General features: G+C 55.7%; 1 protein-coding gene. It reads left to right on the top strand.

Annotated features, from left to right (window positions below):
* Window positions 1-181: 181 nt before the first annotated feature.
* On the top strand, window positions 182-990 hold an 809-nt coding region (locus tag NW820_RS12715; protein WP_414407683.1), incomplete at its 3' end, for a DUF1350 family protein.

The raw sequence follows: 990 nt of genomic DNA, 5'->3' as shown, positions 1-990 counted from the left end.
AGTTTTGCCTGCTGCATCAGAAGTTAACTGGGGATCCCCATGTCTGGGCAAGATGTCCATTAGGATGAGTTCCAGGGGCTGGCCAGCGCGGGGAACCGGCGTAAAGTGGGCAAAGTGGGATCTGCCGAGCGCTGGGTTATGGGGAAAGCTTCAACAAACTCGCAGGCGAGGTTGCAACACCATGGCACCAACTTGGCAAACCGATGGGCATACTTGGTTCCTTCTGCCCCCTCAACCCCGCGCCGTCGTTCACTTTCTGGGTGGAGCTTTTGTGGGAGCTGCCCCGCAAGTGTTCTACAGCCGCCTGCTGGAAGAACTGGCCCGTATGGGCATGGCCGTTGTTGCCACCCCCTACACCACCGATATCGATCACGCCCAACTGGCGCTCAACGCAGCCCAATCTTTGCACAGAAGCCTGCAAAGCAAGGGTTTGCTGGAGTTGCCCCTGTTTGGTTTGGGTCATAGCCTGGGCTGTAAGTTGCAGATCCTCTCTTGTCTAGCCGTTCCTTCTCTGGGATCCCAGCGGCGAGGCAATATTTTCCTGGCCTACAGCAATGCCGGGCTAGATCGGGCTTTGCCATTGCTGCGGCTGTTGGCTCAAGCTTGGCCTCAACAACAGCTTGCCGATCTGTGGCGGATGTGGATGGGATCCTCCTCGCCACCTGTGAATCTGTGGTTAGAGTTCGAGCCTTCCCCAGCAGAAACCAACCGCTTAATTGAGGAGCAGTATCCGGTTAGACACAACCTGCTCGTAGAATTTCGACAGGATGATATTGACGACATTCCTCTGCTCTACCAACAGCTTTGCCGCAAGTATCAAGGCTATACCGAGTGGCAGCATCTCGAGGGGGATCACCTCACTCCACTGGGTTTTAGCTATCCTTTCCAAGTCGGGGAGGAGTTCAGCCCCATCGATGCTTTTGGACAGTTGATCTACCAGAACCTACTGGCCCCCAACCACCAAATGATCCGAAGCATCCGAGCCTGGCT

Origin of the sequence: Synechococcus sp. R55.7 (assembly GCF_047461955.1) — a bacterium.
In the GTDB taxonomy this organism is placed as follows: domain Bacteria; phylum Cyanobacteriota; class Cyanobacteriia; order Thermostichales; family Thermostichaceae; genus Thermostichus.
This window is presented reverse-complemented; position numbering and strand designations above follow the sequence as displayed.